The following is a 7,228-nucleotide window of genomic DNA, read 5'->3' on the forward strand; positions in this document are numbered from 1 at the left end:
CGAGAACATACGGTCTCAGTCGCTCGGTCTGGCTGATCACCTCGCTGTCGCCCGGGGCCGGCGAGACGATGTCCAAGCACAGCGTGCGCGGCGGCGATGTGGCGGGCCTCCTGACGCGGTTTGCGCAGTTGCAGGAGAAAGCGCGCGCTCGAACCGGTCAGATGTTTCCGATTATCGCGGTTCAGGAGGCGGGTCTGGATGGGTTCTGGATCCATCGCGTGCTGGAGAGCGAAGGCATCGAAAGCTACGTGGTCGATCCCGCCTCGATTGCGGTCTCCCGCCGCTGCCGGCGGGCCAAGACCGACAAGATCGACGGGGAGGCCCTGGTGCGCACGCTGCTGGCCTACAAGCGCGGTGAACCACGGGTGTGTGCGATGGTCCGGGCGCCGACACCTGAGGAGGAAGACCGTCGCCGCCTCAGCCGCGAGCGCAAGACGCTGACCGCCGAGCGGGTCCAGCATGTCAACCGGATCAAGGGGCTGCTGTTCGCGCAGGGGATCGGCGACTATGAGCCCCTGCATCGCGACCGCCGGGCCCGGCTCGACGCGCTCATGACCGGCGATGGCCGGCCGCTGTCGGTCCATCTCAAGGCCCAGATCAGCCGCGAACTCGACCGGCTGGAACTCCTTCTGGAGCAGATCAAGGCGGTCGAAGCCGAGCGGGATGCCGTGCTCATCGGAGCCGCTGACCACGCTCCGGTCCAGCCCCCGGCTCTGTTGCTGCGCCTCAAGGGCGTGGGGTCAGAAGCCGCTGCCCTGCTCTGGGCGGAGGGCTTGTTCCGCACGTTCCGCAACCGCCGGCAGGTGGCGGCCTATGCGGGTCTGGCGCCGACGCCCTGGAAGAGCGGAGCGGTAGATCGCGAGCAGGGCGTGTCGAAAGCTGGCAACCCGCGCCTGCGCACCACCATGATCCAGTTGGCCTGGCTGTGGCTGCGCCATCAGCCCGCCTCGGCCCTGAGCCTGTGGTTCCAGGAGCGGGTCCGGCGCAACGGCGGGCGCCTCAGGAAGCCGATGCTCGTGGCGCTGGCCCGCAAACTTCTCGTCGCGCTGTGGAAGTATGCGACCGCCGGGGTGGCCCTGGAGGGAGCCGTCATAACGCAGGCCTGATTCAAGGGACGCCTTACTTCTCGTCTCCCCCGGGACCTGATCAGCGCCGGGGATCCAGGTGGACGGACCGAAGTGCAACATGGCTTGAAACGCCGCACTACAGAAGGGTCCCGTCGCCTGAGCCCTCGTCCGCTGCAAGCGGGATTATGGTGCGGCTGCGTGCGAGCAGCGACCGGATGTGAGTTGGAGCTGGCGACGGAAACGGGCCAGATCATGCAACGGGCTCAGACCTTGGATGCGCAACATCAACAGGAGGTCTCATCAGTGTCGCGTTCCCCACCCTGTTGACGGATCACTCCCCATGTGAGTTGCACTGGATCGCTCCAGATTGCGCATGATCAGGAGGCTGCAGCAACCGGAGACAGAAGGCTCTTCTCGGCGCCTATAGCAAGCACGACGATGCGGTAGAGCCCGAACGGCCGCCTCTTAGGCGCCATGTCTGCCAATAAGATGACCGACTGCTCCGCAGGAGAAGTAGCCCATGAATAACCACCATCGCACGCCTTGCTCGATCGGGATCGATATCGGCAAGGAAGTCTTTCATCTCGTCGGCTTCGGCGCCGACTGTCGCTGGACATCTTGGCGTGAGATTCCGACTTGTGCAGTAGCCATAGACATGTTGGCGTGAGACCCCCCAGCGCAAGAATCTCAAGTCAATGTCCAATTTGAAACAGGATTTCTGTCTCCCCTTCCCTGCTAATGCTTGGTTTTGTGCCAAGCACTGCATGCCGCTCGCCCACTCCGAATCCAGTCAACGTTTGTGAACCGGCGTCTTACGTTCAATGCTCAAAGTGGACGAGAGTCTCACGTCAAATATCCAAACTGTTGTCTCACGACAACAGCTAAGCACCTGAAATTATTGAATCGGCTGTCTCACGCCAAAATGCTCAGTGACACTCGGCTATCATATCTTCCACGTTTCGGAGGCTCAGGCTGTAAGCCACATACCTCCGGACGCAGAGCAGGATGATTGAGCGATCAAAATGGCGGCCCTTGAACATCAAACATCTTCCCGCTCTCATAGGAGTGTATCAGAGGTGTCCGTTAAAGCGAGGGACGATCAGCCTTGGGGTCGGCGTGGCAACGGACTCTAAGTCGAGTATTCTTGGCACAGAGAGACAACCACATTCCGACCTTGAGCCTTGGCTCGGTACAGAGCGGTGTCTGCATTGCGGAGCAGGTCTTTCACGGTTGACGTTGCACTGGTCGCACAACCGATGCTGACGGTCACATCCACCCGCTGGCCGCGAACAATCTTCGCAACAGATGCAAACGAATGCCGGATGTGCTCGGCCAGTCTCCCAGCGGCTTCTCCGTCGAGAGGCACGATTGCGCTGAACTCCTCTCCCCCCAAGCGGCCGTAGATGCCACCGGGAAGGTGGTCGGACAAGATCGAGCCGAAGATTTCCAACACATAGTCACCCACCTCATGACCATAGGTATCGTTGATCTGCTTGAAGTTGTCCAAATCGAAGAGCAAACAACTGGTGGGTGCATGGCGCTGCTGTGACATCAGCGCTGAGGCATCTTCGAGAAAGGCCCTGCGGTTCGGGATCTTTGTCAGCGGATCGATCAAAGCTGCCCGCTTGTATCGATACTCCAGTTGCTCTTTCGCCATGGACAGAAAGACGAACGCTATCGTCGGCATGAAGGTCGCAATTCCGATGGCCATCGCACCGGACCATGGTAGCACAGGGCCAGCGATCCAAAAAGACTGCGCGAGCGAAAATCCAAGCAGTCCTCGCAGTGTGTTAAAGCCAACCAGTCCCATCAGGAGAATGATGGCAGCGACTTGCGACGCCAGTCGATGACGGGCATGCCACCAGAGTTCCCAGGCCGACATCAGCGCGTAACCAGCGCCGATTGCGGATGTAAGGATCAATCTTGTCGTTGAACTGTCAGCGATGAAGGGGAATGCCACCCACCACAGGACCACGCCCACCAAGAGCGACGGGAGACTGATCGATCGAGCATTGAACGCCTGACAGCCTCCGTAGAGGACACTATAGGCGGCTATCAAGAGAGTGTTGGCACTAAGCAGGGTGGCGAGGGACGGTGCCCCCTGCGCAACCACCATAAGGCCCATCCCCATGAGTATGAGAAAGAACGCAAGTGCCCACCAAGCAAGGGCTTTGACCTGTCGATTGAGCGCCCAGGCGAAGAAAAGCAGTGCCGTGAGAATGGCTGTGTTCAGAACGAACACAGCACCAAGAGTGGGGAAGTCGAGCTGCATTGATCGTCCGAAGCCTTTGAGCTTCGCTTCAAGGGGGAGGGTCTAGGTCTTCTATAGCGCCGATTTGTCTTGCCAGGGGGCTTTGCAACGGAACCGAAATTGTCGGACTTATCGACGTCGCCTGCCGATGACAGAGATGAGACAGCCCAAGACTGCGCCCGCAAATGCGCCAAGACTGAGCTCGCGAAGACATGGATGACGACGTTCTCTGGAATTTGATGGGAGAAGCCATGATGAAGGTGATGGAGGGAGACAACAATCAGACTGAGCACACTCCCGGTCAGCATGAACAAGCCATCGCTGGGGGCTCGGATTCGGGCCCCTTGTTCATGCTGTCCCAGGATCCCGCTTCTTCTCTGCCACGGCAATGTTGACCGTCAGGAGCGGCTCGGGATGAGAGTCTCTGATCCGCACAGAGATCCGACTGTGCCGACCGACTGCATCCTTGGCGAGTTCTGCCGCGGTCAGGAGAGCCTCCCGGCGCGCATCCGTCGGATGGGGCAGCTCCATTCCGTCTGGATCGGTCAACCACGCTTCCTCATCATAACGAACGTCAAAGTGGTAACGCGGCATGGAAGCAAACCCCGTTGTGCTTAAAAGAAAGGGGCGGCTCTAGAGAGCAGCGGCTCAAGGTGCAGAGCGGAACGGCTTTGTTTTTGGAAACAGCCAGACGCTACGTGATCGTCACGCAGGGCGTTATACGAAAGCCTAAGATCGCGCAAGATCATATCGGAAGTGAAATCGATTACATTCCATTTATTGCGCAATGGGCCTTTGCTGACGTTCCGACAAGAAAGGGTCACTGTTTCCAGTGGTCCGAAATCCAGTAAGGAAAACGCCCACCAAGAGTGGGCGCTACACAGCAGTGCGGTGACGTCCTTCCATCCCGTACGTGAGTTGAATGGCGGTTCTCACCCGACATCTATGCAGTCTATGCATCACGCGAGTAAGGCAGCACGTTGATCTCTTGGCAGGGACTTGAGCGTGGTGTCTCCGGATGCGTGCGCCAAAAGATAGAACCAGTGAGCGTTTCCCGTTCCGTCGTCTTCTAGCGCGAGGGCAAGATTCAGCCTGCCATCAGGTCCCAAATCCCCTTCATCATGCTCGTGCGGAGGTGCGCCTCGATTATGCTCTTGGCGCCTGCCGCCCAAAGGGCAATCATCCGCTGCTGCTCTGCGGTCAGCTCTGCACTGGTAGGAATCATAGAACCTCCCTTGCCCGTCGATGCTGTCTGCGTCGGCCTTTTGCAGGTTGAAGAGCATCAAATCACATTGGCTATCACTCAGGAGCACTTGGGCCAGCTCATGCATTCCGTGAGCCGGAGCCAGGCGCAGGCAAGGGGGTGGAAGCCAGTCTTGGGATCAGCCTGCCAGATTACACCCCGCACCTGCTGCCGGATTTCCCAGGCAATCGGCTTGGCGTCTCTGCCTGAGGGAACAACGGGATGTTTACTCCGTACCGCTATACTCAAGACAGGCTGCGTTGTGTATCAAGCCTCCCAAACAGAACCCCGCTCGGCTCTACCCCGAGCGGGGTTTCTTTTTGTTGCCGTTGATGTGAGCCTTGAGAACTGGTGAGGGATTGAACCTGATCACTCGCCGCGGTTCAATCGGCACCTCTACACCTGTCTTGGGGTTTCGCCCCACCCGCTGGCCCTTTTCGCGCACAGTAAAGGTGCCGAATCCCGACAGCTTCATGGTCTCGCCCGCTGCCAGGGTGGCGCAAATCCCCTCGAGGACCTGTTGAACCATTTCGGTCGACTCCGCCCGCGAGAGGCCGAGTTGCTGGCGCACGGCCTCCATCAACTCCTCCCGAGTTACGTTCTTGCCCACCACCATCACAACCTCGATAAAGAGAAGCACCCGCTGAGGCAGAGGCGCCGGAGTTCCAAGAAAGGAGCTGTCCCTCAGCTTCTCCTCATACACGAGAGGAGAGTGCCCTGGATGTAGGGCTTCGGCTGTACCCGGAAGGACACAGGAGACATCGGATATGCTCGGTGCTGAATTGAAGCGGCTAAGGGACGACAACACGGTCATCGCGGATCTGATCAATGAATTGGAGGAACGCTTGGAGCAGCCGCTCCCCCCTGAGCCGCCGTTTCAGGTCATGTCGGATGTGATTGCCCTCCAAGATCGGGTCTACGAAATGGCCAGAATGGTCGGCGGCAGAAAACGGGCGATCCGCGACAGGATCCTTCAGCAGGCGCTTGCCGCCGACTTCCCTTCTCTGGAAGACAAAATGTGAACGGCTCCCCTTGTACGGGGAGATCTTTGCTTACGTTGAAACTTATTCGCTCGGGGAAGGAGCCCTCGCGCACGCGCTCGCCTCTCCTCATGGTTCAGGCGGGCGAGAGGTCGGCAACCAGAAGCGCCCCGCGTGGCAGAGGCGCTTGAAGCCCAGAGAGGAGGCCCCCGGCCGCTGCATCATGGACCAGACCAGAATGCCGGATGATGCGCTCTCGGGGGCTGGCCAGCAGGAGACTGACACCGATCAGAGCCGCAAGGGAGGCGACAAATCGGATCGCAGCCGCCGTGAACGTCGGTGCCGGCCCAGGAGGCAAAGCAGGCGCTGCGACTTCTGTCTGATGCATGGGGAACACCTTCAGGAAATTCAGCTGGTTCTGGAAATTGGCAACGAGGCGAGCAGCCATGCCGCTCGGCCGGAGTTTCTCTGTCCGATTTGCCCGCTGGTGTCCGTAGCCTTGGGGACACACGGGTCACCTTGATGCTGCTACATGGGGGCAGGCCTGTCTCCATCGTCAGTGAAGCTTTGCCCTCAGAACACGGACATGGCTCTTGTGACCTTCCCATCGACACCACCGACAGCAATTGAGAGTCATACGAAGCGGGACCCGCAAGCCCGCTGCCAGATGGGACTAATCCTCCGCCGCGTCAGCTTGTTTGGCCGCGTTCGTCTTTGACGTGGCTTGCGCGCATAAGAGTTAGGCCTGGGCGGATCTGCGGGTTTCTGCGATCTCGGTTTCTGGTTGCTGACGAACACCAGGCTGCAGGTCAGGACGAACAGGAACGGCATCACCAGAAAGGCGAAGATCTGAGGATCGGTCACTTCAATGAATTGAGGGGTGCTATGCGGGAAGGCCGACACTCATAGCAGGATCACGCTGATGAGCCATGCCGGTCAGCGATGGCGAGGGATGCGGCTCAGGCGTGGTGCAGCATGTCAGCGTCAGAGTATGGGTATTCTCATCCAAACATGATGACCTCGTGATGTGACGTGATGCACGAAAGTCTCAGCCCCATGTGAAATCCAGCCGCTGACTGAAACCGGCTTGATCGGCCGTTGGCCGTCTGCGCCTATGCACCAGTTCTTCAGCGGTATTCTGTCCGATGCTGCGTCTGTGTGTTGCCCTTGCCGTCGCCACTCTCACCGTCGGGTTCGCGGTGACGTTTATCCTGTGCCTGGACAGGTTCTCTTCCCGCCATCAAAGAGGCAGCAGGGAGCCTGATCGTCTGAAGGATGGGGACGATCGCCGCTCGAATGAGCAACGTTGACGATGCGAAGGATAAATCTACGTCCAAGGAAGCCTCTCGATCAGAGCCATCAGGTGCCGTGGACCGCAATTCAAGGGCGACGGATGCCGGCGGCAGCCAGCCTCGCCTCCCTGGCCCTGATCTGCTCACGGTGAGCGGTGTAGAGGCCGCTCGCCGCGATAACGAGCCCGCCGACGAGGGTCATGGCCCCTGGGACGGTGCCGAAGACGCCGAAGCCGAGCAGCCCAGCGAACAGGAGCTGGACATAGGAGAACGGGGCGATAGTGGACGCTGCGGCCTTGCGGTAGGCCAGGATGATGAGCCAGTGGCCTAGGGTCGAGAACGCGCCCATCAGGACGGCCAGGCCGATCTCCGCAGCGGTGGGTGTGCGCCAGTTG

Annotated in this window: 8 protein-coding genes and 2 pseudogenes; 3 read left to right on the forward strand and 7 right to left on the reverse strand. The window is 59.6% G+C overall.

The genetic code is table 11. The features are described 5' to 3' along the window. Positions 1–1,106: IS110 family RNA-guided transposase (locus AA309_RS29610; RefSeq protein ID WP_047192615.1), on the forward strand; the 1,106-nt coding region annotated here is incomplete at its 5' end. A 481-nt stretch (positions 1,107–1,587) separates the two neighbouring features. Then, the gene (locus tag AA309_RS35550) at positions 1,588–1,734 is read left to right on the forward strand and encodes a hypothetical protein (RefSeq protein ID WP_160310574.1); all 147 of its coding nucleotides are present in this window, start codon (positions 1,588–1,590) and stop codon (positions 1,732–1,734) included. Between the two features lie 268 nt (positions 1,735–2,002). Here AA309_RS35550 and AA309_RS36030 read toward each other — a convergent pair. From AA309_RS36030 to AA309_RS29630, 5 genes and pseudogenes are all read right to left on the reverse strand, one after another. After that, positions 2,003–2,107, reverse strand: a pseudogene (locus tag AA309_RS36030) (IS6 family transposase); the annotation flags it as partial. Between the two features lie 89 nt (positions 2,108–2,196). Further along, the gene (locus AA309_RS32680) at positions 2,197–3,339 is read right to left on the reverse strand and encodes a GGDEF domain-containing protein (protein WP_052955089.1); all 1,143 of its coding nucleotides are present in this window, start codon (positions 3,337–3,339) and stop codon (positions 2,197–2,199) included. Positions 3,340–3,666: 327 nt separating this feature from the next. Next, on the reverse strand, positions 3,667–3,912 hold the full coding sequence (locus tag AA309_RS29620; RefSeq protein ID WP_371679465.1) for a DUF6894 family protein: 246 nt from the start codon (positions 3,910–3,912) through the stop codon (positions 3,667–3,669). A 493-nt stretch (positions 3,913–4,405) separates the two neighbouring features. Next, positions 4,406–4,543 carry a hypothetical protein gene (locus AA309_RS35555; RefSeq protein ID WP_160310575.1) on the reverse strand — a complete coding sequence of 46 codons (138 nt, stop codon included), beginning with the start codon at positions 4,541–4,543 and terminating at the stop codon, positions 4,406–4,408. A gap of 316 nt (positions 4,544–4,859) precedes the next feature. Continuing rightward, on the reverse strand, positions 4,860–5,174 hold the full coding sequence (locus AA309_RS29630) for an integration host factor subunit alpha (protein ID WP_047192621.1): 315 nt from the start codon (positions 5,172–5,174) through the stop codon (positions 4,860–4,862). 154 nt (positions 5,175–5,328) lie between these two features. Between AA309_RS29630 and AA309_RS29635 the strand changes: the two genes are divergently transcribed. Next, positions 5,329–5,583 carry a hypothetical protein gene (locus tag AA309_RS29635; RefSeq protein WP_047192618.1) on the forward strand — a complete coding sequence of 85 codons (255 nt, stop codon included), beginning with the start codon at positions 5,329–5,331 and terminating at the stop codon, positions 5,581–5,583. A gap of 94 nt (positions 5,584–5,677) precedes the next feature. On the opposite strand, the gene AA309_RS29640 is transcribed toward AA309_RS29635, so the two are convergent. Both AA309_RS29640 and AA309_RS35560 read right to left on the reverse strand, forming a co-directional pair. Next, positions 5,678–5,989 carry a hypothetical protein gene (locus AA309_RS29640; protein ID WP_047192619.1) on the reverse strand — a complete coding sequence of 104 codons (312 nt, stop codon included), beginning with the start codon at positions 5,987–5,989 and terminating at the stop codon, positions 5,678–5,680. Positions 5,990–6,921: 932 nt separating this feature from the next. Further along, a pseudogene (locus AA309_RS35560) lies at positions 6,922–7,228 on the reverse strand (DMT family transporter); the annotation flags it as partial.

Origin of the sequence: Microvirga vignae, from assembly GCF_001017175.1 — a bacterium.
Taxonomy (GTDB): domain Bacteria; phylum Pseudomonadota; class Alphaproteobacteria; order Rhizobiales; family Beijerinckiaceae; genus Microvirga; species Microvirga vignae.

Excerpts from the sequence above, each read along its gene's own strand:
- AA309_RS35550 (WP_160310574.1), top strand. The coding sequence starts at position 1,588 with ATGAATAACCACCATCGCACGCCTTGCTCGATCGGGATCGATATCGGC.
- AA309_RS32680 (WP_052955089.1), bottom strand. The coding sequence starts at position 3,339 with ATGCAGCTCGACTTCCCCACTCTTGGTGCTGTGTTCGTTCTGAACACA.
- AA309_RS29640 (WP_047192619.1), bottom strand. The coding sequence starts at position 5,989 with ATGGCTGCTCGCCTCGTTGCCAATTTCCAGAACCAGCTGAATTTCCTG.
- AA309_RS35555 (WP_160310575.1), bottom strand. The coding sequence starts at position 4,543 with ATGATTCCTACCAGTGCAGAGCTGACCGCAGAGCAGCAGCGGATGATT.
- AA309_RS29635 (WP_047192618.1), top strand. The coding sequence starts at position 5,329 with ATGCTCGGTGCTGAATTGAAGCGGCTAAGGGACGACAACACGGTCATC.
- AA309_RS29620 (WP_371679465.1), bottom strand. The coding sequence starts at position 3,912 with ATGCCGCGTTACCACTTTGACGTTCGTTATGATGAGGAAGCGTGGTTG.